Below are 22,102 nucleotides of genomic sequence, written 5' to 3' on the forward strand. Positions count from 1 at the left end.
GTTCGCCTCCTCGGCAACACTAGAACAGGTATGTCAGCTGTAGGGTTGGCCCCCTGAACTGCATATCAAACGCCGTTTCCCTGCGCCCACGGTCCCGGGTCACGTCGACATCAGTGTACTGGTATCCCAGCGAAGAACCCCAGCGCTCAGTGAACGCATAGTGAAAACGAGCGTGGAGATAAGTGAAGGAACCACTCCATTCATCCACATCTGCGCTGAGCCAGCCGAGCGTGGCGAAGGTTGATAACCTGTCCGTAAAAGCATAAAACGCGGATGCTCGCAGATTTGGCAACGGCGCCAGCAACTCACCACTCGAACCACTGCCAGCGAACTCGCCCTCCCCGATAAACAACTTACCGCTGATATCCACTGCCGTATCAAACGCGTGCAGCCCACCGCCGATAGATACTTCAGCTCTGTCAGAGCTATAGGCGTGATACATCAGATCAATGAAATAGATATCGACGCTCAGCTCGGTATTAATATCGATTCCCGCAGGGAACTCGACACCGCCAAAGTTGAAATCGCGCTGCGCCACGATATCGCCATCGCTCTGGAAAGTCTGTGCAGCGGCCACCAGGCCCCACTTTTGGCTGAACCTGTGTCGCCACTCCAGATAATAGGAGGCATAGTCCGGATCGACCCCCAACTGTTCAAGATCGATACCCTGCTCGGGGAACGGATCAACGGTTGCGCGCACAACGGCATCGGCTTTTTGCCACGCTGCACCAACGATCACGACATTCTTTTCATGCAGGTAGCGATGTATGTGCTGGCTCATGGGTTCGTCCTCGGAGGACGCCGGCACAGCCTGCAGGGCGATGAACGCCAGCAGAAATAAAGAGAGGGGTTTCATGAATATCCTTATAGATTGTGACGGAAATTATAAAGATAAGCGCGACAATTGTCGCCACAATCCATCTGGCTCCGCTTAGAGCAACGCCAGCGCTATCAAGGCCACGCCGGTGAAGGCCTGCACCAGCAATATTCCGTAAGCGACATAGATAAACAAGCTTTTGCCAACAGCACCACGAAAACCCGAATCGTAGCTCCGACGCAGGGCCAGCGGCAGGTAAGCCACCAGCCATAATGCAAGCCAACCGCTAATATCCAAGCCGGCGAAGCCCTGCAGCTTATCCAGCATGTATAGCAAATAGACGAAACAATGATAGTGCAGCGCGAACACCAGGTGTTGCAGGTAATGGAAGGGAGAAAATAGATAAGCCAGCCAGATTAGCAGGGCAAACAGTGGCAACAAGATAAACATCATCTGCGGCAGGTAGCTGACCATGTCTTCAACAAAGGCGTTGGGATTTTCTACCACCGTTTCTGTATTGCCCTCGAGGCGACTCTGCAAATCCTGCATCCACTGGGGGCTGCCCTCATCCGCAATGCCAATATTTACCATCGGTTCGCCGCCCTCGGCCTCTTCGTCAAACGCATCCCGCAATTCATTCGGGTCGAGCGCCACGGTGATCCCGCCCTCTCCCGCAGCTTCAGCGTCTTCGCCAGTCACCAGTGCATTGGATGCGTCCATGGCCATAACGAGGAAGACAACAAAACTGAATATGAGATAGAGCCGCAACGGCGGAATGTAGCGAGCGCGCCTGCCGGCGATAAATTCCGCAGTTAGCTTGCCAGGACGAAACAGCAGGGAGGTAAGTGTTCGCCACAGACGGGAATCAACGTCGAAAACATCGCCCACAATCTCACCCGCCAGATCGAGGAAGCGTTTGTCGGCGTGACCTTCACGCTGGCCACAGTGACTGCAGTACTCGCCATCAACCGGAGTCTTACAGTTGCGACAGGTCTGTTGGTCCAAAGTTGTACTCATCAAATTGTAAAATAGTGAGCATATACACCTATCAAGACTGGGGCTACTATTGCCCTCTCTACCGAGTGGTACCGCGCGTGAAACTGTCAGTTTTTGGGGAAAAATTCACCGGAGAATCCGGCATCGTCGAGCTGATGGACGATCTGGGTTCTGCCTTGAATGAAAATCCGGAGATGATCTTCATGGGCGGTGGCAACCCCGGCCGCCTGCAATCAGTCGAAGCCGTCTTCCAGCAACGCCTGGAAGACATCATGGCCGACCCCGCTCAACGCCACAGTCTGTTTGGCATCTACCAGTCTCCCCAGGGAGACAGGGAATTTCGCCAGCAAATGGCTGCCTACCTGCATAAGCAGTTCGGCTGGCCGGTGCGCGAAGAGAATATCGCTGTCAGCAACGGCAGCCAGGCCGCTTTCTTCGTGTTGTTCAACATGCTCGCTGGCAAGATGCCCGACGGCAGCCAGCGGGCCATCCATTTGCCGCTTGCGCCGGAATACATTGGCTATGCCGACGCCGGGCTCAGTGACAATTTTTTCACCGCTACCCGTCCCAACATCGATTTGCTCGATAACAGGCAGTTCAAGTACCGGGTGGATTTCTCCCACTTGAACCCCGGGCCGGACACCGCGGCCTTATGCGTGTCTCGCCCCACCAACCCAACGGGCAATGTACTGACCGATGAAGAGATCGCCCACCTCGACGAAATCGCTAGCGAGAGAGACATACCGCTCATCATCGACGGCGCTTATGGCCTGCCCTTTCCCAATATCCTGTTTGAGGACGCCAGGCCGCACTGGAATGACAACACCATCCTCGCTCTGAGCCTGTCCAAACTGGGGCTGCCGGGTGTGCGTACTGGCATCATTGTGGCCCGTGAAGACATTGTGCAGGCATATACCAATGCCAACACCATCGTCAGCCTGGCCTGCGGCAATCTGGGCCCCGCCCTGGCCAAGCAGCTGTTTGCCAGTGGCGAGATCGAATCGATATCCAACCAACTGGTGCGCCCGTTCTACAAGGAAAGAGCCTCTGCTACTGTGGGCTGGTTCCGCAAAGCGCTTGGCGACCTCCCTTACCACATCCACAAACCCGAAGGCGCCATTTTCCTCTGGCTGTGGTTTGAGGGCCTACCCATTACAAGTCAGGCCCTGTACCAACGCCTGAAGCGCCGTGGCGTGCTGATAGTGCCCGGCAACAACTTCTTTGTGGGCATGGATGAGTACTGGCCCCACCAGCACGAGTGTATTCGAGTCTCCTATGCCCAGGATGCCGAAGTGATACAGAGAGGGATAGAAATCATCGCCGAAGAAGTGCACCAGGCATATTCTGCCGGCTGATTGATACCCAAATCCGGCGAACCTGTTCTATTATTCAAGGTCCAAGCAGTTATCCCACTTTTGAGGCCTTCCGATGTCACGCATTATCCTGATAATCATCGCCATTCCAATCGTACTCGTGTTGGCGGCCGCTATTCTGATCCCGGTACTACTGGACAAGGAACAGGTACTGGCAATGGCGACGCAGAAGATCCAGGAACAAACCGGCGCCACCCTGCGAGTCGCGGGCGAACTGGACCTCAGCATTTTCCCTACCCTCGGGGTCAAACTCGGAGATGTAACGCTGGAGATGCCCGGCGAAGATGAAACCAGCCTGGAGGCCCGCGAGCTGGAGATAGGCGTGCAATTCATGCCACTGCTGTCGAAGGAGGTTGCCGTGGACACGGTCTCTTTCGACGGGGTCGTCATAAAGATGGTGACTGCGCCGGCACCGGCGCCCGTTGACACCAGTGCTTACAGCACTGAAGAGCTCGAGGCGTTCTACGCGAAACGCAGCAAGGCCAAACAGGAGGCCGGCCAGGCTGCAAGTACTCAGTCAACCATCGCGGTTCCCCTCGCAATGAACGTAGCCAGCCTGGTCGTCACCGATTCCCGCATTGAGAGCACCGAAGCGGGCGGCGACACCAGTGTGATTGAAATAGTGGAATTGCGTGCCAGTGACCTGAATCTGGACAATCGCGACATTCCATTAAACCTGACCGTAAACATACCCGGTGAGAGCCCCATGACTATTGAAGCCGATGGCAAGGTCTCGATTTCCCAGGCCACCCAGATAGCCACACTAACTGATATGACGATCACAGTGCGCGGGGCACTCGCTGAAACAGTGGAACTCAAGACATCTGGAGAAGTGCATATCAACAACGAGGTCGCCGACCTCAAACTCGAACTTGCGATCGCGGAGACCCGGGCTAACGGCAACGTGCGCTACGCCAGCTACGAGAGCCCCCAAATCGATGCCAGATTACACCTCAACGAATTCACCCCGGCCTTGCTTGCACTCGCAGGCCCCGATGCCGCCGCCACACAATCAACCAATGGCGAGGATGCGGACAGCGGGGATACCGCGATTCCGGTAGAAGCCATTCGTGCCATGGATACTCGCGCCAAACTGACCATCGACAAGGTGGTATGGGATCCGCACGTGGTCAGCAATCTCAAGGCCAATCTGCGCGTCATGAACGGCATGGCCTACTTGTCGTCGGTCACTGGTGAGGTCCACGGCGGCAAGCTCGAGATGAAAGCCAACCTCAATGCCAAACACCCCCAAGCCCGGGTTAACACCGAAGGCTCACTCAGCAAAATCGATATCGCAGATGTGCTTGAATCGGTGGAGTCGCAGCCTATCGCGACGGGCAAGGTGGACCTGAACTGGAAACTCAACGGCCAGGGCAATACCAGTTCATCCATCACCAACACGCTCAAGGGGCCCATCAAAATCGCAGCCTCCGATGCCGTGCTCAAGGATATGGGCGTGGAGCAGATGATGTGCGAAGCCATCGCCCTGATAAACCAGGAGAGCCTGAGCACAACCTTCCCCGCAGAGACACCGATCACAACACTCGCCATCGACATCCAGATGGGCAATGGCCGCGCCAACCTCAAACCGCTGAAGGCCAAACTGGCCGAGATTACGCTCAGCGGCACCGGCTACCTGGAATTGGAGAGCATGGAATTCGACACCACGTTCAAGGCGAAAGTGCAGCCCGGCATGGAAAAACTGGACCCCGCCTGCCGCGTGAACGAGCGAATCACTTCCATCAAATGGCCATTGAACTGCAAAGGAAATGTCAGCGGCGAGCCCGGCGATTGGTGCTCAGTAGATACCACCGAAATCATCTCAGACATGGCCGAAAACGAGCTGAAACGAAAGGCAGAGAAAGAGGTCGAGGAACGATTCGGCGAGGATGCGGGTAAGTTATTGAAGGGGTTGTTGGGGAACTAGGGTTAGTTAAGAACCCGGTAGCCTCTTCCTCGCAGGCATTGCTTTACCACCTGAACCTCGTCGCGCGAGCCCTCGCTGACACCCCGTGCGGCACCGGTGACAGCACCGGCGCCGGCACCCCGCTGGGCATCACGACTGTTACCCACTGCCGCGCCTATCAAACCGCCAACCACGGCGCCTGATGCGGCACCGCGCGCTGCCTTCTCACCCGTTTTTACCTCCGATGAATAACCACGACACTCTGCCAGGTCTTGCTCATACTTCGCCTGGTCGACGCCCTTGCGGTCGATGATAATCTCGTCAGTTGTGGTGCAGGCAGCCAGCACGAGCGCCAGCGGCACCAAGGCTAATTTATACATCTTATCGCTCCCTCAGGTTTCTTCCGTAAGCCTACCATCTGGCAAGGCCGATGCCGGTAAAGATTTGTTAACCCGACAGCAGCTGACAAAACATTTATCCAGGTCAATTTTCTGACACGCCGCCGCTGCTACACTCAGGGTTCGCTCTTGGAAGGACCATCGTGCAAGCCACCCTGAAGAAACTACTCACTGCGATGCTGGGCAGCTTGCGAGATCTGCTGCCCATCATATTGGTGATCCTGTTTTTTCAGCTCGCCGTGCTGCAGCAACCCATGCCCAACATCGGCCAGATATTGCTGGGCGTCTTGTTCGTTGTACTGGGCCTGACCTTCTTCATTCACGGCCTTGAGCAAGGCCTGTTTCCGATCGGTGAGTCCATGGCCACTGCCTTTGCCCGCAAAGGCAGCGTCACGTGGCTGGTCATCTTCGCCTTTGCCCTGGGCTTTGGCACCACTGTCGCGGAACCCGCCCTGATCGCAGTGGCAGAGGAGGCATCAAAGGTTGCGGCCGAGGGTGGCATGATCGCCGCGAATGAAGCCGCCATGACTCGCTACGCCGAGGGGCTGCGTTACACGGTAGCGTTTTCGGTGGGCCTGGCCATTGTGATTGGCGTCATCCGCATCCTGAAGGGCTGGCCGGTACAGTGGCTGATTATCGGCGGCTATGTGCTGGTGGTGATCATGACCATGTTCGCTCCTCGGGAGATCATTGGCATTGCCTACGACTCAGGCGGCGTCACCACCTCAACGATTACGGTACCCCTGGTAACCGCTCTCGGCGTGGGGCTGGCCTCGTCGATCAAGGGGCGCAACCCGATGACCGACGGCTTCGGCCTGATCGCATTCGCCTCGCTGACGCCCATGATTTTCGTGATGGCTTACGGAATGGTGATCTGATGGGCCTTCTCGACATTCTTTACGAAGTGCTCGCCACTCTGGCCGAGACGGTGACCGATGTATTGCCTATTGCAGCAATTATCTTCGGCTTCCAGTTTGCTGTGCTGCGGCAGAAACCTGCCAACCTGCGCGAGATTTTGCTCGGCTTCGGCTGGGTATTGATAGGGCTATCCTTATTTCTACTTGGCTTGGAGTGGTGTCTATTCCCGCTGGGCCGCTTGATGGCCGGCCAACTCACCAACGCAGACTTCCTGCTGGCGAGCATGGAAGCGGGAGAAACCATCGCCGATATCGAGTGGAAAGACTACATGTGGGTGTACATATTCGCCTTCCTGATCGGCTTCTCCACCACCATTGCTGAACCGTCCCTGATCGCTGTCGCGATCAAAGCCCACCAGGTGTCGGGCGGCGCCATCGGCGTGTGGGGCCTGCGCATATCCGTAGCGCTTGGCGTTGCCTTCGGCATTTCATTGGGCTGTTACCGCATCGTGGTCGGCGACCCCATCCACTGGTACATCATCACGGGCTATGCCTTCGTGGTACTGCAGACGACAGTAGCGCCAAAAATGATTATCCCCCTCGCCTACGACTCAGGCGGTGTCACCACATCGACTGTCACCGTACCCCTGGTAGCGGCACTGGGGTTGGGCCTGTCGGAAACCGTTCCCGGTAGAAACCCACTTATCGACGGCTTTGGTTTGATCGCCTTTGCCAGCCTGTTTCCCATACTCTCAGTGATGGCCTACGCTCAGCTCTCGGAGCTGAGGGCCGCCAGTGCGAGCAAGCGCACAACTACGCGCAAGAATACCTGAGGAGAAACTCATGCACTTCAAAATGATCATCGTTTTCATCGAAGACGAAAAAACCGACGAGATCATGGACGCTGCGCGCCAGGCGGGAGCCACCGGTGCGACTGTGATCAACAACGCCCGCGGCGAGGGCCTCAAGGTAAGCAAAACGTTCTTCGGCCTATCGCTGGAAACCCAGCGCGATGTCATCCTCTTTCTGGTCGAAGAGCATCTATCGCGCCACATCCTCGAGGAGATCAATCGGGTCGGAGAGATGGATTCCAAACCCGGGACCGGCATCGCCTTCCAACTGGATGTAGAAGACGCTGTTGGCGTGATGTCGCAAGCGCAAGAACTAACACAAGATGTGGAGGAACTGCTGTAATGGAAAAGCACGTGATCAAAGCCAGGGACGTGATGCACACGGAACACCTGGAACTGGATGGCATGGCATCCGTGGCCGATGCGCTAAAGGCCATGCAAGACGCCGACGCCACCGTGGTAATCGTCAGGAAACGCAATGAACACGATGCCTTCGGCCTTGTACTGCTTTCAGACATCGCCAAGAAAGTGCTGGCAAGGGACAGGGCCGCGGAACGTGTGAATGTCTACGAAATCATGTCAAAGCCGGTCATCCCGGTAGAGCCCGACATGGATGTGCGCTATGTGGCCCGCATGTTCGACAGCTTCGGCCTGTCCAACGCTCCCGTGGTGGAGGACGGCAAGGTGATTGGGATTGTCAGCTACCGAGAGCTGGTGTTCGACGGCCTCTGCAAATTAATCGGCTAATGTCAGACGAGCGCTACTCGGGCATATGCGGCGCATCGTCTTCCTCGCGATGGTGGACGGCGCCGCGCTGTGACAGCGCACCGAGCTTCGCCACCAACTGCGCGCCATGGGAAGCCTCCTCCGCCGCAAACTGCGCCGCAAATCTCTTGGTTTCGGCGCAGACGCTACTCTCGGCATAGGCAGCGTAAAATTTCTCCGCTGCCCGCTCATTGTCCAGCGCCAGCAGCATCGCCTCCTGCAGGTTCATCCGGTAATGCACCGCCTCGTAACTGGTTGTCTCCGGCGGTTCTTCCTCGGGCCATACAAACTCCCAGGGCTTCAATTCCGGTAGCTTATAGGCTCGGGCTATTTCCTCCACTTCACTCAGGTGCAAGCGGCTTTCCTCGGCCATACGGCCGAAGAACTCTGCCACTTCGACATTATTGTGTGCCCTCATAGCCTGCGCCAATTCCAGATAGCGCTCGCGCGCCTCCGATTCCAGCTCCATCGAATGGGCGAGAAACTCTGCCAGAATGTCCTTGCTCATACCCTGAATCCTCCACATAAATCGGTCTCGCCGGCAGCGGGAGTCGTACCCGAATAACAGGGCTGCTGCCGTGCATAAAGCAGGCCGGTCGAAAAACCGTCCTCGTGTAAAAATAGCCTGGCGGCCTCGTCAGCATCGCTAACTGCCGGTTCCAGGCGCTCGTGCACAACGGCCTTCCAATCAGTTTGTTCCGGACAGAAGGTGATGCACTGGGACAGCACGTGCACAAAGCTGAAGCCTGGAAATTCGATGGCTTCCGCCAGGATCCTGGACATCTGGTTGGGGTTGCCGGAGTAACCCCGGGCGATCCATGGGGCGCCAGCTGCAAGCGCCAGCGCAGCGGGCTTGAACGGCCGCACGCCAGGGCCATGGGGCGTCAGTTTGCTGTGATCCCAATCGGAGGCTGTGGTCGGTGAAGCCTGCCCCTTGGTCATGCCATAGACTTCGTTGTCCATCGCGATATACGTCATGTTCACATTGCGCCGGCAAGCATGGATAAAGTGGTTGCCACCAATGGAGAAGCCGTCTCCGTCACCACCGAGCGCCAGCACGGTAAGATCCGGGCGTGCAACCTTAAGGCCCTGGGCAATCGCCAACCCGCGGCCGTGGACACCGTGAAAGCCGTAGCTGTCTACATAGGCAGGCAACCGGGAAGAGCAGCCAATGCCGGATACCAACACCGTATTGTCCTTGTCGATACCCAGTGCAGCGAATGCCTTGGTCAGGGCATTGAGTACCGAATAGTGACCACACCCAGGACACCAGATGGGCTTGACCTCGGACTTGAAATCCTTCGGTCGTAACTTGATGACATCGTTCATACACCTGCCTCCAGAATGGCTGCCGCGATCGCGGTGCCGGACAGCGGTACCGGGCCGGCGTGGGCGTAACTGTGGAGCGGCGCCTGAAAATCCAGCTCACCGCGAAGGTAGTGACGCAACTGAGCACTGTGGTTCTGCTCGATCACCCAGACTCCAGTACAGTCACCGATAGCGGCCAGCAGTGAATCAACCTGCAGTGGCGCCAGCAGTCGCAGTGCAATGGTGCGTGCGCGATGGCCACTTGCCGCGAGCAATTCCGCCGCCTCGGCGACGGCGGCCGATGCCGAGCCAAAGCTGATCAAACACAGCTCACCCTCACCACTGATTCTGGCCCAGGCGTCACCATAATCGAACCCGGTCAGCTTGCGCGCCCGTTTCTCGAGATGTAGCTGGTGATCATTGTCCCGCGCCGACGGCGTTCCGCGCTCGTTGTGCTCGAGGCCATCAGCCGTAAATCGTTTGCCCGGATCACCTGGCGCTGCGAGGGTAGAAATGCCTGACTCTGTGAGCCGGTAGCGCAAGTAGTCATTGTCGCCAGCCTGCTGATGGTCTGAGCCATGGCCGGGAGCAGGGAAGTTTTCACAGCGAGCCGGCTCGCCGACAACCGCTGAAGACTGGCCAATAAACTGGTCCGAAAGCACGATGGCGGGCACCTGCAAGGCCTGCGCCAAATTCACCGCCCACGCACTGGTGTAGACGCAATCGGCAATATCCAGTGGAGCCAGCACCAGGTGGGGCGCGTCTCCGTGCAGACCCGACAGCGCGATATTCAGATCGCTCTGCTCAGACTTGGTGGGAATACCGGTAGAAGGACCGCCGCGCATTACATTGAGGATCGTCACCGGTGTTTCGCTGGCGACGGCAAGCCCGATGCTTTCCGTCATCAGCGCGAGGCCAGGGCCCGAGGTAGCAGTGAACGCCGGCACACCGCCGAACGACGCACCGATAATCATATTGATGGCAGCGAGCTCATCCTCGGCCTGCACTAACTGACCACCGAGATCTTCGAGCCCGCCCGCCATCCACTCCAGCACATCAGATGCAGGGGTAATCGGGTAAGCCGCGACGAAACGGATTCCCGCCTCCAACGCTCCGAGGCCGGCAGCCTGATTACCGGTGATATACCAGGGGGCAGGATCACCATCACAGGGAGGCGTATCCAACGCCACCGCAGGCCATTTCGCCATGCCTGCGTGAATGCACGCTGCAGCCGCCTCGCGATAGGCTTCCGGCTTGTGAGCCAACTTGTGAGCAGACAGCTCAATCAAGTGGTCTGCAGGCAGACCCAGCCCGGCACCCAGGAGACCGAGGCCGAGCATATTTACCCTCCCCTCCGGATGCACCTCTGCGGCCATGGCAGCCAGAGGCAATGTGATGACACTCGCGCCCAACTCTGCCACTTCCTCCGGCATTTGCTGGGACTCATCGCAAAGGATCAGGCTGTCGCCATCCAGACGGACTTCATCGCCGAAGCGGTTGAAGTTGTTCCAATCAAGCGCCAGCAACACGTCATAGCGCGACGCCGCGGTATAGCGCTCGTGCGCGGTGAGTTTGACCAGAGCTGCCGATTCGCCGCCGCGGATCTGTGGGCCGAACGCCTTGCGCAGTAAGCCCCGGCCACCTTCCCGTGCCCAGCCCTGTAGCAGAAGCTCACCACAGGAAATGACGCCGGCACCGCCGGCGCCAGTTATGGCGATAGAGAGTTCTTTTTGGCTCATACGGGCACACTCGTTGTTGTACCCTAAGAATAGACGCTAGTCGTGGCTTCGAACCTTGTTCTGGCTCAAGGTTTGATCAAGCGGCGCGCAGTGCCCGGCCCAGGGGTTTGGTACCCAGGGCCTCAGTAAACTCGCCTTCGCTCCACACCTGCTCGCCATTGATGTAGGTATGCGTTACCACACCGTCAGAACGGCTCAACATCTGGTTGTGCTCGAACAAATCGCGGTATGCCAGGATCCGGCTGTTGTTGTCATCCCACTGCGCCAACGCCTCGGGGTCGATGATCGTCAGGTCCGCCTGGGCGCCGAGCTCCAGGCGCCCCACCCCTTGCAGGCCAAAGAACTCAGCTGGTTCACTGGTCAGGCGCCTGACCATGGTAGCCACCGTCTCCAGCGATTGCTGCGAGGCAAGCTTCAGGGAGCTGAGATTGGAATCAAAGAACGCCATATTGGTAATGTGAGCACCTGAATCGTTGAAACCGGGCATCGCATTTTTGTGCAGCAGCAGGTCCAGGGTCGCCTGCTTCCCTTTATTGCCGATGTCGACCCAGAAGCGGAAGCCCTTATCGTACTCGCGCAGCAGGTGGAGCATGAAATCTGCGTCGACGGCCATGCCGCGCGGGAATTTATCAAAGGCATCGCGCTCTGCATCGGAGCGGGCCTGGTCGGCCTGGCCGCGCTGATAGCGCTGCAGACGGCTGTACACATCCTGCATGCTCTCGCCTTCCCAGTCCGCGACAGGCGCACCGTCAAAGATCATCATGTACAGTTCGCGCGGCACAAGATTATCCGGCATGCCAAGCTTGGTCTTCAGGGCAGCCAGGCCCTTGCCGTTGCGCCCGTGCATCCAGTCATCCCGGAAACGCTCCACCCAGGCCGGGTCATTGAGCAGCGCCATGCGCCCTTCAACGTCGTCATACTCCCTGGCGATCAACTCGGCCGTAGAGTCCATCTCTTCAAACAACGGACTGACAATACCGTCGGACCAGACCCTGAAGTTGGTGCCCAGGGCCTGGAAGTGCATATTGCCCTTGAACAGTTTGCTGTTCATGAGCGCAGCAAACCCGAGAAAACCCTTGTGCGCATTGGGAGCGAGCACAAATTCCATCACCGACAGCGCCGATGTTTTCAGGGTTTTGCCAAACAGACGGCCGCTGGTCAGGGCGAAATACAGGAAAGCTTTCAGGCGGTTTTCAATAATGGGGGTGGTCTGCCACACGCGATTACGCTTGCGCACTACGCGCAACAGGCGCTTGAGCTCGCCAAAGCTGGCGAACTGGGTCGGTATGCGCTTGTCCGTATGGGGCGAGTTGGCCAGGTAGTGGAACGGCAGCCCATCGGTAGACATACCCAGGTAGCCCTGGTCCATCGCGGTGTCCAGCAGGCTCTCCATACGCACCAACTCGGCTTCAGTGGGTTCACGGCTGATACTGTCCTGCAGGCCCATGACCTCCACGCGCAGCATCGAGTGGGGAAGAAACACACCGATGTTCGGCCCCAGGGGCATACCATCGAAGTGGTCCATGTAGTCGCCGGTGTTGTCCCAGGTCACCGCTTCTGCCGCCTTGCGCAGTACTGACTTGGGAATGTTCTCTACCCGGGTAAAGCAGTCCACAATCGGGTCCTGCTCGCCCACGCGCTGACTGCCAAACGCAGTGCCCAGGCTGCAATTGCCCACCAGCACCGTCGTGGTACCGTGGCGCACGACCTCGGGCAGGCCGGGTTCGAGATCAACCTCGAGATCGAGATGGGTGTGAATGTCCAGCAAACCGGGGGTAACCCACTTGCCCTGTGCGTCGACAACATCAGCGGCCATGGACCTTGGCAGGAACATACCCATGGCAGCCACCTTGCCGTCCTTGATGGCAATATCCATCTCGCGCGGTTTATCGCCGCTGCCATCGAAAACAGTGGCGTTCTGGATAAGGGTGTCCCAGGTTTTTCTGGACATGTAGTGTCTCCCGCGATGATGTGTGCTTTGCGCTATTATGTCGGCCACAACGTATATAGCAGATCGCACCGCCTCAGGACAAACCTATTCATGGCTTCAATTCCTTTTGACAACAGCTTCGCCCGCCTATCAGACACCTTTTACACACGTCTGGATCCCACACCCGTGGCAAAGCCTGGGCCAATCGCGGTCAATGATGCGCTGGCAGCAGAACTGGGTATCGACGCCGGCTGGCTGGCATCTGAGGAAGGCACCGCCGTCATCGCGGGCAACGTCGTACCCACGGGAGCCGAACCACTGGCGGCGGTGTACGCAGGCCACCAGTTCGGCAACTACAACCCGCAACTGGGCGACGGCCGCGCGGTCTTGCTGGGCGAGGTGGTGACAAAATCTGGACAGCGCTTCGACATCCAGCTCAAAGGCTCTGGCCGCACCCCCTACTCTCGCGGCGGCGACGGCCGTTCACCCATGGGGCCTGTGATCCGCGAGTATCTGCTGAGCGAGGCATTCCACGCGCTCGGTGTGCCCGCCACCCGTGCACTGGCGGCCGTCAGCACCGGCGAAGATGTGTTTCGGGAGAGCGCTTCGCCGGGCGCTGTGATGGCCCGGGTCGCCTCCAGCCATATTCGTATCGGCACCTTCCAGTTTTTCGCCGCACGTGGCGACCAGGAGGCACTGCAAACGTTGACCGGATATTGTCTTGATCGTCATTTCCCGGCACAGGCAGGCGCACCCAATGCCGCACTTGCGCTGCTGGACGCCGTCATCGCAAGCCAGGCCGAACTGGTGGCAAAGTGGATGTGCCTCGGATTCATCCACGGCGTGATGAACACCGACAATATGCTGATCTGCGGCGAGACCATCGACTTCGGGCCCTGCGCCTTTATGGACGAATTTCACCCGGGCAAGGTGTTCTCGTCTATCGACCAGGGTGGGCGCTATGCCTACGCGAACCAGCCCGCCATAGCCCACTGGAACCTTGCCTGCCTTGCTCAGTCCTTACTTCCCTTATTACATCCAGAACAGGACGAGGCAGTTGCCCTGGCCCAGGCTGCGGTAGACAGCTTTCCAGTCCAGTACCAGGCCGCACATCACCGTGGCATGGCGAACAAGTTCGGCCTGATGGAAATCAGCGATCACGACAATAAACTCGTGGAAGACTTCTTCGAGCTACTGACTAACGAAAAAGCAGATTTCACGCTCGCCTTTCGCCGTCTGTATGAAATAGCCGCAGAAGATACTAGCGAGATCTCGGAGTGGTTCGAGTTTTCTGCTGCCTTCGAGCTGTGGCTGGCCCAGTGGCGCCGCCGTTTGAAGGAAGACCCACTCACACCCGAGACCCGCGCCGAGCGCATGCGCCTGGCCAACCCGGTGTTTGTCCCACGCAACCATCGGGTGGAGGAAGCGATCCGGGCGGCGGAAGATGAAAAGGATTTCCGACCCTTCCGCGCTCTGCTCGCCTGCCTCGCAGACCCCTTCACCTGGCGCGCGGAACAGGCGCACTACGCGCAGCCTCCACTGCCTCAGGAAATTGTGCAGCAGACGTTTTGTGGCACTTGATTACCACCCCTGGCGCAATAGTTAGCGGACGCTAGCTGGCAGACGCGGCCGAAGCGTCTAAGCTAGAACTGAGGGGCAGCCAAAGGGGCTACCCACGTTTCCGCGGAGATTTTCAATGGCCGGATATTACGAACTCAAGCTCGCCAAGAACGGCGAGTTCTTTTTCAACCTTGTGGCAGGGAACGGCCAGAACATTCTCAAGAGCGAGATGTACAGCAGCCGGGGCGCTGCCGAAAATGGCATTGCCTCGGTACAGAAGAACAGTGGCGATGACGACCGTTACGAGTGCAAGGCGTCAGGTGACGACAAGCACTACTTCGTGCTCAAGGCGGCCAACCATCAAGTGATCGGCCAGAGTCAGATGTACAAGTCGGAATCGGGCTGTGACAACGGCATGGAGTCAGTGAAAACCAACGGTGCCACCGAGGATATCCGCGACCTCACCGACGGCTAGGCGTCAGGCGCGCCAGACGCGCTTGTCCATGGTGCCGAACATTTTCGACAGCTCAACCCGCTCCGGGTCGACCCGAATCACACAGTAGTTCGGGTCACTCGGCCCCTCCGGCCAGAACTGGTACAGGTCGTAATCCATCACATCCCAAACCCGCGTCAGGGTCGCCGCGTCCTGCAGCACCGTCGCCTGACCACGCACCATCAGGTGGACGAAGTCATCGGGCGCCACCTGGAACTGGATATCGACCCGACCGTGGGCCTTGACCTGCTTGGCCTTCGGGGTCTCGGGGCCGGTGGCAATCCACAGGGTCTGCCCTTCCCAGTTGGGATGCACCATGCGCACCCGCGGCTCGCCTTCATGCACGGTAGCCATAGCTGCCCAGATGGATGCCTTTGCGGCTGCTTCTACATCGCGGAAGAACGTGTCTGTGTCAGATGGGTCGATAAGGCTCATGCGGGTCCTCTAAGGGTAAGGGGAGATTCATTCACTCAGAATTGCCGGTTTCAATGCATTGAGGGGCCGGTTGTGAAACCGTCGGCTCGACTGACGCCATGCAGACTCACAGGCCTTCGTCCTGACGCGGGGGCCAGCCGAGAATTGCACGCTGTTCATTGGCTCGATGCAACACAGCTGCCTTGAGTTGTTCGAACTCCGGCCTGCCTGCAAAGGCCTGAAAATAGGGTGCGACGTGGAAGTCCCGAACACTAAACGTGCCGGTGGCAACCAGTTGCTCGAGATATGCGAACGCCTCGTCAGGCTGGCCCATTGCCAGACTGAGGATGACGGGACTAGAACCAGCCCATGTTATAGGAATTCCCTTATCAAGGCTGCGCCGGTAACTGGACATCATGCGCGAGGCGAGCCGGTGTGCACGGTCCCGCTCACCAGTTTCGGCCAAGCACCAGGCGAGCTCGATCGCGTAAGCATCCTCGTCATGCTCAGACGTGGCGATCCCATCTGAGTGTCGGAGTTCCAAGCGCAGCGGAGCCAGCAGCGCTACCAAATCCGGACACTTCTGCGCCCGCACGAGTGAAAAAACAAGCAAGTGCTGATCGCCTTCGCCCAGCTCAGCGAACGTCCGATCCCCGATTCTGGCAACCACAGTTTGCGGGTCCCGGCCAGCCTGTATCATCTCGGCGTTGTGCCTGGGAATGTCTTCCAGATCATACTCATCGTGATAAAGGCCGTCATATACTGCCCAAAACCTTAAACGGCGCATTATCTCCCGCTGGCTTTCGTTGAAGTCACCCGCAAGACCTTCCTCGGCGAGAGAATACACACTGGCCGGCCGGGCCTCACTATTCGCAACCCTGAGGCCGATCCAGTAGTACATCCAACTACCTGGTTTGAGATCGGCCAGAACTTCATCTCCCCGCCCAACATCGGCAAGCCGCGTGGCGCGGCTCACGGCGATAGACGGGTGCAATGGATCGACAAGGTACGCCTGCTCAAGCACAGCGAGTGATTTATCCCATTCAAGGAGCTGCATCAGCAAATGGGATTTCCACAGATACAGAACTCCCTGGGATGGATTGATTTGAAGTGCTCGATCGACGGACTCAAGGCCCTTTTCCGCGCGCTCCATATTGAGATAGACCAGCGCCTGACCCGCATGTGCATCACCCAGGTCCGGGCTCAACGCAAATGCTCGATCCAGGTAACTCTGCGCAAGACGGTAAGTATCATCGGGCGTGTCAGTGAGTCCGTTAGCAGTCATCAGGCTGGTCGCAATGGCCAGCCCCGCCCACGCCTCAGCATAGTCGGGGTCGATTTCCAAAGCACGCTGATAATACTCAAGACCAGCTTCAACCCCTTCCTTGGTTCGCAGGCGAACGCTGTGCCGGCCCTGAAGCACAAGGTTATAAGCCTCGACATCGGTTTTCCGCGTCACAGCCATCTCTGGGCCGGTACCGAGGTGGATCTTCAGCGCATCGACTATGGCAGCGGAAATTTCGTCCTGGACAGCAAAAATGTCGGTGAGGTCTCGATCGTAGGTCTCGGACCAAAGGTGGTATCCGTCGTCCGCATTGATTAACTGGGCAGTAATTCTCACTCGTTGCCCGGCCTTACGAACGGAACCTTCCAGGACTGTATCGACTTTGAGCTGGCGAGCAATGTCTGAAATATCCTGATTCTTACCTTTGAACGCGAATGAAGAGGTACGTGCAGCCACCCGCAACTCGCGGATCTTGGCAAGGCCATTGAGTAACTCTTCGGAGATACCATCAGAAAAGTATTCCTGGCTCGCGTCATCACTCATGTTCACAAACGGCAGGACAGCGATTGATCGCGGCAGAGAGATCCCATCATCCGGGGATAGGCTTTCGTCTGCGGGCGGGACAGTCGCCTCTACGCCAGCTTCCGGGAGGGCTGCTTCGCCCTGCCACCTCTCCGATAAACCCAACTGGCGGTCCAGCAAAAGGATGATAACCGCAGACAGGAGGAGTGCCGTAGTCACCTGCTTCAACCTACTTCCTGTATGCGGTGCGATTGATTCCGTCGGCTCGACATCTTCGCTGCGTTTCAAACCTTCGGGAGTAAGCTCAAATGCCCAGGCAAACAGGAGCGCGAAAGGAAAGCCGACCGATCCCAGGAAGATCACCATGGACATGGTCCACTCCGGCAACCCTAGCGGCGGCGCCACCAGATCAGTGACTTGCAGCACCAACCAGGCGAGCACCAGGTAGGCGATAGCCACGCGGAAAACGTTGCGCCGCTTCAGTTCGCTGAAGAAACTACTCATTCGAGGCCACTTCTCGGGTAAATAACCATGTCAGATCTCCTCTAGCGCCTTGGGTTCCCAACCCAGCTTCTGGCGCTCAAGATTTAACTTTGCCTGCACTTCGGCGACCAGCGCCTCTAGTTTGCTGTTGTCTTCAGTGGCCGATTTATAAAGCTCAAGCCGGGTCGCGAACAGTGGCGACAGCCGATGTTTGACGAAGAGCTGACGCATGACGGCGATTGCTTCTGCTTTGTTTCCCAGCAAGAATTCTATCTCTCCAAGCGGGGCGCCATATTCCTCAAAGGCGAGGCCCTTCGCCTTCGCTTGCTCTATACAGCGCTTTAGCTTCACGGCCAGCGCTGTCGCTCGCTCTGTTTCGCCAAGGAAATAAAATGCCACAGCTTGGGCAAGCGCATTGCTAAATGCGCTCTCCCCTGCTGACACGTCGCCAAATTCCGTCGCAGTTTCCAGCTGTAGGTGATCCACGGTCGCGAGAATCCCCTGCCATTGCTGCTGCGTTGACAAGGCCAGGAGCAAACCCTCGCGCTGCCTAGGACTCAGACTTTCCGGCGCCCTGCCGCCAAGTTCATCGATCAACTTCTGCGGTGACTTGAGCGCATCGAAATACATGACAAAGGCAGGCGGGAGCGAGTGCAGTGCCTGCGCTGGCTCCCCCAGCCAGAAAAACTGCGCAAGTGCTTGCTGTCTTTGTGAATAAGTCCTGGCGTATTCTGCGTAAGCTTCGCTGGCGATTAGGTACATATCTGCCCAGCGGCCCTCTTGGCGCGCGATCAACCATTCCAGTTCGTAATACTCGACTGTGCCAGGAGTTGTCATGGCCCGCACCTCAGCAGCGCCACCCTGCGCAACCTTTTGCTGTAGCCAGTTGATGCGCACAGACCGGTGTAGCGGGTCGATGGCAAATGCCTGATCCAAAGCCTCCTCTGCCGCCGAATACTCACCGGTTCTTTCAAGACACATGCCTTTCCAAACATACAATATGCCTTCATTGGGCAAGCGCTGCAGCGCTCGTTCCGTACTTACGATTGCCCTCTTACAGTCGTTGGTGTCCATGTACACAAGGGCCTGTGCGGCGTGTCCGACGCCGATGTCCGGGTCGATGGAGAAGGCGATATCAAGGTAGCCCTGCGACAACCGGGAGGCCTCTTCACCCGGAATATCCCCGTATTGATCATCGCGCAACAATGAGGTCGCCAGTGCCTTGCCCGCCCAGGCCGCAGCATACTGCGGCTGCACATCCAGCGCCTGCTGAAACTGCTGCAGCGCAAGCTCAAGTGTATCCTTGCTCCGCAGCCGCACATTGTGTCGCGCCTGGAGATAAAAATTGTAAGCCGCAATGGCCACTGGCTGCTCAGCACGGGGCGGCGGTTCATCCGTCAAATGCACTTTCAGTGCGAGGACAATTGCCGCGGAAATTTCGTCCTGCACGGCGAATATGTCAGTGAGGTCACGATCATAGGTGTCGGACCACAGGTGGTAACCATCCTCCACATTAATCAGCTGTGCCGTTATCCGGACCTTCGCGCCAGATTTTCGTACCGACCCCTCCAGCACCGTCTCTACATTCAGCTGGTCACCAATATCGGTGATGTCCTGATTCTTACCTTTGAAGGCAAAGGATGAGGTGCGTGCGGCCACCCGCAGCTCACGAATCTGGGCCAGAGCATTCAGCAATTCCTCGGAGATACCATCGGAAAAATACTCCTGCTCCTTGTCGTCGCTCATGTTGACGAAAGGCAGCACTGCGATGGAGCGGGGACCGGCCGATTCCGGTGTTTCCGCGGAGACGGCACCGGCCACGTCTGCTGGCACCGCCTGCACCGCAGGCTCTGAACCGGGCATGGAAAATTGCCCTGACAGACCAAACAGACGGTCCGCCAGCAGAATCAGCACTGCGAGCAAGAGCAGGCCGATAATCATCTTGTTGAGGTTGCTGCCGGTATTGCCGGTAATGGACTGGTCGGGTTCCACGTCTTCGCTGCGTTGCAAGCCCTCTGGGGTGAGCTCAAATACCCAGGCGAAAAACATAGCGAAGGGGAAGCCGATAATGCCGATAAAGGTCACAAATGAGAGGGTCCACTCCGGCAAGAGCAGCGCGGGAGCCACCAGATCGGTGATCTGTAGAACTACCCAAGCGAGTACAAAGTAGCCTATCGCAACGCGAATGACATTGCGCCGTTTAAGTTCTGCCAGCAGTGATGCCAATCCGTAGCCACCTCACATGATTGCGATCGGGGTTATCCCTACCACTAATACCGCTCAAGCAAGCTTACACTAATGCGTGGCGTGCGACACGGGGCTGCGCAGCGCAAAAATTCTGCGAACACCCTTGAATCCCTCTATAATTCGCCCCATCTAGCGACCCAGTACGACTATCGAGATCAGCCCGTGAGCATAGAATTTTTTGGCAAAACCCTGTCAGGCCCCTTTACGGTCCCGTCCGGCATCGTCACCACCGCCGCACCCATCATGCAGTACTTCTTCGACAACATTCCCGAAGTGGGCGTGATTACCACAAAGAGCATCGGCCCCGAGCCCCGCCTGGGTTACCGCGAACCGGTGTTGAGCCAGTACGCACCTGGCTGCTTCGTCAATGCAGTGGGCCTGACCAATGCCGGCCCACAGGCTTCAGCAGACGCGCTGGCCACATTGAATGTGCCGGCTGACCGCTTCCTGCTCACCTCCATATTCGGTGGCAGTGTGGAAGATTTTGTCGAAGTCGCGAAGGTACTCGCGCCGGTTTCTGATGGTCTGGAGCTAAACCTGTCTTGCCCCCACGCCAAGGGCTACGGCATGGCCATGGGCCAGGACCCGGAAATGGTGCAAGCCATTGTTAGCGCCGTTAAAGCCGTTGTAGATATCCCGGTGATCGCAAAATTGACCCCCAATACCTCCGATATCGGAGCAATCGCCAAGGCCGCTGAGGCCGGTGGTGCCGACGGCCTGTGTGCGATCAACACCGTTGGCCCCGGCTACACCTCCGCCCACGGCCACCCGGTGCTCTCCAACGGCGCTGGCGGTATGTCCGGCAAGGGCGTGCTGCCCATCGGGCTCAAGTGTGTGCGTGAGATTCGCGCGGTCACCGACCTGCCCATTGTCGGCTGTGGAGGCGTCTCCAGCGCGGACGATGTGCGCGCCTTCCAGGACGCGGGCGCCAATATCATCGGCGTGGGTTCGGCACTGGTGGGCATGACCACCGTGGAGATAGATGACTACTTCAAGACGGTAACCGCCGACCTCCAAAGCGGCAAAAATCGCGCCGAGACACTCGTGCAATACGATGTGGACATGAATTTCAAAACCGTCACCCTGGTGAAGAATGAAAAGGTCTGTGACGACATCACGATTATGACCTTCGATCGCAAGATCAATGTGCAGGCCGGCGAATTCGTATTTCTGTGGGTGCCCGGTATTGGCGAAAAGCCTTTCTCCGCCCTCACCGACGACCCGTTCTCACTGGTCATCATCGACGTGGGTGAATTCACCCACGCCATGATGGACCTGGCGACAGGTACCGAGTGCTACGTACGCGGCCCTCACGGCATCCCTGTCGACCCCGGGGAAGACCAGAAAATCATGGCCGTGGCCGGCGGTACAGGCCTCGCGGCGGTGTATCAGCTTGCCCGTGATTTCGGCAACGCAGAAGTTTTCGCCGGAGCGCGCACGTCCGAGCGTCTGTACTTTCTGGAAGAGTGCAAGCAGATTGCCGAGGTCCACGTGGCCACGGACGATGGCAGCGCGGGCTTCCAAGGGGTGGTAACAGAATTATTGCGCCAGCGCCTGGAAGAAATGACCGAAGAAGAACGCGACAAGCTGGTGTTCTACAACTGCGGCCCCGAGCCCATGGTGTTGGCTGCGATCAAAGTGCAAAAAGAGTATTGCCGCGAAGACCAGATTTTCAGCGCCATCGACTACCTGACCAAGTGCGGCGTGGGTATCTGCGGCGCCTGTGCGGCACCTGATGGCCGCCGCCTGTGTGTAGACGGCCCGTTCCTGCAGGAAGGAGCCGCCTAGTCTGCCATTACCGTGCAAATGGTTTCGATCGGGCAGGTAATCACGGTTACGTTCCTGTAACCCATCTTCACTAACTGTTGCGCCGCAAACGTGGCGCGCCCTCCCGTTGCACAGTGCAGGTAAAGTGTCCGGTTCTCATCGGGCACAGCCTCACCGATTTTCATCTCGAGAATGCCGCGCGGGATATTGAGTGAACCGGTCGCCTCTAGGTGGCTCACCTCCACTAGTTCGCGCACATCAATCACTGTGCCATTGTTTTCCTTCAGCTCTGCTTTGGCCGTTTCAATATCGACACAGCGCAATCCAGCGCGAGCTTCCGTCACAAGCTCAGGAACAGTTTTCAACATCGACCCGTACTCCGTTTACCAGT

General features: G+C 57.8%; 20 protein-coding genes. 9 read left to right on the top strand and 11 right to left on the bottom strand.

The features are described from left to right. Window positions 1–19: 19 nt before the first annotated feature. Window positions 20–856: an outer membrane protein gene (locus EY643_RS17165; RefSeq protein WP_153240390.1), complete on the bottom strand. Its 837-nt coding sequence runs from the start codon at window positions 854–856 to the stop codon at window positions 20–22. Window positions 857–931: 75 nt separating this feature from the next. Next, on the bottom strand, window positions 932–1,834 hold the full coding sequence (locus EY643_RS17170) for a DUF3667 domain-containing protein (protein WP_240732752.1): 903 nt from the start codon (window positions 1,832–1,834) through the stop codon (window positions 932–934). Window positions 1,835–1,911: 77 nt separating this feature from the next. Between EY643_RS17170 and EY643_RS17175 the strand changes: the two genes are divergently transcribed. After that, entirely contained in the window at window positions 1,912–3,168 is a 1,257-nt protein-coding gene (locus EY643_RS17175; protein WP_153240392.1) for a valine--pyruvate transaminase, read from the top strand. Window positions 3,169–3,241: 73 nt separating this feature from the next. Beyond that, window positions 3,242–5,113 carry an AsmA family protein gene (locus EY643_RS17180; protein ID WP_153240393.1) on the top strand — a complete coding sequence of 624 codons (1,872 nt, stop codon included), beginning with the start codon at window positions 3,242–3,244 and terminating at the stop codon, window positions 5,111–5,113. Between the two features lie 2 nt (window positions 5,114–5,115). Here EY643_RS17180 and EY643_RS17185 read toward each other — a convergent pair whose 3' ends face one another. Then, the gene (locus EY643_RS17185; protein WP_153240394.1) at window positions 5,116–5,472 is read right to left on the bottom strand and encodes a YMGG-like glycine zipper-containing protein; all 357 of its coding nucleotides are present in this window, start codon (window positions 5,470–5,472) and stop codon (window positions 5,116–5,118) included. 161 nt (window positions 5,473–5,633) lie between these two features. Here EY643_RS17185 and EY643_RS17190 point away from each other — a divergent pair, with 161 nt between their 5' ends. From EY643_RS17190 to EY643_RS17205, 4 genes are read left to right on the top strand one after another with little or no spacing between them, the layout of a single operon-like run. After that, window positions 5,634–6,368 (top strand): DUF1538 domain-containing protein, encoded by a 735-nt coding sequence (locus EY643_RS17190; protein WP_240732753.1) that lies wholly within the window; start codon window positions 5,634–5,636, stop codon window positions 6,366–6,368. Next, window positions 6,368–7,180: a DUF1538 domain-containing protein gene (locus tag EY643_RS17195; RefSeq protein WP_153240395.1), complete on the top strand. Its 813-nt coding sequence runs from the start codon at window positions 6,368–6,370 to the stop codon at window positions 7,178–7,180. Before EY643_RS17190 ends, EY643_RS17195 begins: the two co-directional genes overlap by 1 nt. A 10-nt stretch (window positions 7,181–7,190) precedes the next feature. Then, a complete protein-coding gene (locus EY643_RS17200; protein ID WP_153240396.1) occupies window positions 7,191–7,541 on the top strand; it encodes a P-II family nitrogen regulator in 351 nt (116 codons plus the stop codon). Next, window positions 7,541–7,945, top strand: a complete 405-nt coding sequence (locus tag EY643_RS17205; RefSeq protein WP_153240397.1) for a CBS domain-containing protein — start codon at window positions 7,541–7,543, stop codon at window positions 7,943–7,945. The genes EY643_RS17200 and EY643_RS17205 overlap by 1 nt, the downstream gene beginning before the upstream one ends. 13 nt (window positions 7,946–7,958) lie before the next feature. Here the strand turns inward: EY643_RS17205 and EY643_RS17210 are convergent, their stop codons facing one another. The 4 genes from EY643_RS17210 to EY643_RS17225 all read right to left on the bottom strand — a co-directional run bounded on the left by EY643_RS17210 (window position 7,959) and on the right by EY643_RS17225 (window position 12,961). Next, window positions 7,959–8,471: a ferritin-like domain-containing protein gene (locus EY643_RS17210; protein ID WP_153240398.1), complete on the bottom strand. Its 513-nt coding sequence runs from the start codon at window positions 8,469–8,471 to the stop codon at window positions 7,959–7,961. Further along, window positions 8,468–9,292: a thiamine pyrophosphate-dependent enzyme gene (locus tag EY643_RS17215; protein WP_153240399.1), complete on the bottom strand. Its 825-nt coding sequence runs from the start codon at window positions 9,290–9,292 to the stop codon at window positions 8,468–8,470. Before EY643_RS17215 ends, EY643_RS17210 begins: the two co-directional genes overlap by 4 nt. Continuing rightward, the gene (locus tag EY643_RS17220) at window positions 9,289–11,010 is read right to left on the bottom strand and encodes a 2-oxoacid:acceptor oxidoreductase subunit alpha (protein WP_153240400.1); all 1,722 of its coding nucleotides are present in this window, start codon (window positions 11,008–11,010) and stop codon (window positions 9,289–9,291) included. Before EY643_RS17220 ends, EY643_RS17215 begins: the two co-directional genes overlap by 4 nt. Before the next feature lie 76 nt (window positions 11,011–11,086). Next, window positions 11,087–12,961 carry an N-acyl-D-amino-acid deacylase family protein gene (locus EY643_RS17225; RefSeq protein ID WP_153240401.1) on the bottom strand — a complete coding sequence of 625 codons (1,875 nt, stop codon included), beginning with the start codon at window positions 12,959–12,961 and terminating at the stop codon, window positions 11,087–11,089. Window positions 12,962–13,051: 90 nt separating this feature from the next. Here EY643_RS17225 and EY643_RS17230 point away from each other — a divergent pair, with 90 nt between their 5' ends. After that, window positions 13,052–14,521: a protein adenylyltransferase SelO gene (locus EY643_RS17230; RefSeq protein WP_153240402.1), complete on the top strand. Its 1,470-nt coding sequence runs from the start codon at window positions 13,052–13,054 to the stop codon at window positions 14,519–14,521. A 115-nt stretch (window positions 14,522–14,636) separates the two neighbouring features. Further along, window positions 14,637–14,975 (top strand): YegP family protein, encoded by a 339-nt coding sequence (locus EY643_RS17235; protein ID WP_153240403.1) that lies wholly within the window; start codon window positions 14,637–14,639, stop codon window positions 14,973–14,975. Between the two features lie 3 nt (window positions 14,976–14,978). Here EY643_RS17235 and EY643_RS17240 read toward each other — a convergent pair whose 3' ends face one another. The 3 genes from EY643_RS17240 to EY643_RS17250 all read right to left on the bottom strand — a co-directional run bounded on the left by EY643_RS17240 (window position 14,979) and on the right by EY643_RS17250 (window position 19,923). After that, window positions 14,979–15,428, bottom strand: coding sequence for a pyridoxamine 5'-phosphate oxidase family protein (locus EY643_RS17240; protein ID WP_153240404.1), 450 nt, complete (start codon window positions 15,426–15,428; stop codon window positions 14,979–14,981). A gap of 106 nt (window positions 15,429–15,534) precedes the next feature. Then, entirely contained in the window at window positions 15,535–17,718 is a 2,184-nt protein-coding gene (locus EY643_RS17245) for a tetratricopeptide repeat protein (protein ID WP_153240405.1), read from the bottom strand. Between the two features lie 30 nt (window positions 17,719–17,748). Next, the gene (locus EY643_RS17250) at window positions 17,749–19,923 is read right to left on the bottom strand and encodes a tetratricopeptide repeat protein (RefSeq protein WP_153240406.1); all 2,175 of its coding nucleotides are present in this window, start codon (window positions 19,921–19,923) and stop codon (window positions 17,749–17,751) included. A 183-nt stretch (window positions 19,924–20,106) separates the two neighbouring features. Here EY643_RS17250 and EY643_RS17255 point away from each other — a divergent pair, with 183 nt between their 5' ends. Then, complete coding sequence (locus EY643_RS17255; protein WP_153240407.1) at window positions 20,107–21,732, top strand: tRNA-dihydrouridine synthase; 1,626 nt, start codon at window positions 20,107–20,109, stop codon at window positions 21,730–21,732. Here the strand turns inward: EY643_RS17255 and EY643_RS17260 are convergent. Next, window positions 21,729–22,079: a rhodanese-like domain-containing protein gene (locus EY643_RS17260; protein ID WP_153240408.1), complete on the bottom strand. Its 351-nt coding sequence runs from the start codon at window positions 22,077–22,079 to the stop codon at window positions 21,729–21,731. The genes EY643_RS17255 and EY643_RS17260 overlap by 4 nt on opposite strands. Window positions 22,080–22,102 lie beyond the last annotated feature (23 nt).

Source organism: Halioglobus maricola (assembly GCF_009388985.1).
Taxonomy (GTDB): domain Bacteria; phylum Pseudomonadota; class Gammaproteobacteria; order Pseudomonadales; family Halieaceae; genus Halioglobus; species Halioglobus maricola.

Excerpts from the sequence above, each read along its gene's own strand:
- EY643_RS17165 (WP_153240390.1), bottom strand. The coding sequence starts at position 856 with ATGAAACCCCTCTCTTTATTTCTGCTGGCGTTCATCGCCCTGCAGGCT.
- EY643_RS17170 (WP_240732752.1), bottom strand. The coding sequence starts at position 1,834 with ATGAGTACAACTTTGGACCAACAGACCTGTCGCAACTGTAAGACTCCG.
- EY643_RS17180 (WP_153240393.1), top strand. The coding sequence starts at position 3,242 with ATGTCACGCATTATCCTGATAATCATCGCCATTCCAATCGTACTCGTG.
- EY643_RS17185 (WP_153240394.1), bottom strand. The coding sequence starts at position 5,472 with ATGTATAAATTAGCCTTGGTGCCGCTGGCGCTCGTGCTGGCTGCCTGC.
- EY643_RS17195 (WP_153240395.1), top strand. The coding sequence starts at position 6,368 with ATGGGCCTTCTCGACATTCTTTACGAAGTGCTCGCCACTCTGGCCGAG.
- EY643_RS17200 (WP_153240396.1), top strand. The coding sequence starts at position 7,191 with ATGCACTTCAAAATGATCATCGTTTTCATCGAAGACGAAAAAACCGAC.
- EY643_RS17205 (WP_153240397.1), top strand. The coding sequence starts at position 7,541 with ATGGAAAAGCACGTGATCAAAGCCAGGGACGTGATGCACACGGAACAC.
- EY643_RS17210 (WP_153240398.1), bottom strand. The coding sequence starts at position 8,471 with ATGAGCAAGGACATTCTGGCAGAGTTTCTCGCCCATTCGATGGAGCTG.
- EY643_RS17215 (WP_153240399.1), bottom strand. The coding sequence starts at position 9,292 with ATGAACGATGTCATCAAGTTACGACCGAAGGATTTCAAGTCCGAGGTC.
- EY643_RS17220 (WP_153240400.1), bottom strand. The coding sequence starts at position 11,010 with ATGAGCCAAAAAGAACTCTCTATCGCCATAACTGGCGCCGGCGGTGCC.
- EY643_RS17225 (WP_153240401.1), bottom strand. The coding sequence starts at position 12,961 with ATGTCCAGAAAAACCTGGGACACCCTTATCCAGAACGCCACTGTTTTC.
- EY643_RS17230 (WP_153240402.1), top strand. The coding sequence starts at position 13,052 with ATGGCTTCAATTCCTTTTGACAACAGCTTCGCCCGCCTATCAGACACC.
- EY643_RS17235 (WP_153240403.1), top strand. The coding sequence starts at position 14,637 with ATGGCCGGATATTACGAACTCAAGCTCGCCAAGAACGGCGAGTTCTTT.
- EY643_RS17240 (WP_153240404.1), bottom strand. The coding sequence starts at position 15,428 with ATGAGCCTTATCGACCCATCTGACACAGACACGTTCTTCCGCGATGTA.
- EY643_RS17245 (WP_153240405.1), bottom strand. The coding sequence starts at position 17,718 with ATGAGTAGTTTCTTCAGCGAACTGAAGCGGCGCAACGTTTTCCGCGTG.
- EY643_RS17260 (WP_153240408.1), bottom strand. The coding sequence starts at position 22,079 with ATGTTGAAAACTGTTCCTGAGCTTGTGACGGAAGCTCGCGCTGGATTG.